Below are 360 nucleotides of genomic sequence, written 5' to 3' on the forward strand. Positions count from 1 at the left end.
CCAATTGGCAGCCTTAGTCTTTTTAAAGGTTATTCTCTTCACAATTTTCCCTGCCGATAATTTTGGAAACCTGTTCAGTTTTTATCTTTTCCGGGCTCCGGTCATGCTCTATTTCTCCTGTGGACATGAGGAAGGAGAGTACTGCTCCTACGATGACTTCGATTAAGATGCTCATACTTCAGGGATTGTATCGGGTTCAGTTTCTTGTTGAGTTGCTTCAGGTTCAGAAGCTTCTTTTGTAGTTTCTTGCCGGTCCTTACCTGAATCCCAGGTGTTTTCAGTATCCCAGTCATCACTTGAGTCACCCCAGGGATCCTCTTCTTCTGCGGGACAATCAAGACATTCGGTGCCTTCCCTGGT

The 360-nt window shown here is 45.3% G+C and carries 1 protein-coding gene; it reads right to left on the bottom strand.

All coding sequences use genetic code 11. The annotated features are described in order from the left end of the window. Window positions 1-171: 171 nt before the first annotated feature. Window positions 172-360, bottom strand: a 189-nt coding sequence (locus HC175_RS20965; protein WP_168139910.1) for a hypothetical protein, incomplete at its 5' end; no start/stop codon positions are given.

This window comes from Salinimicrobium oceani (assembly GCF_012037645.1).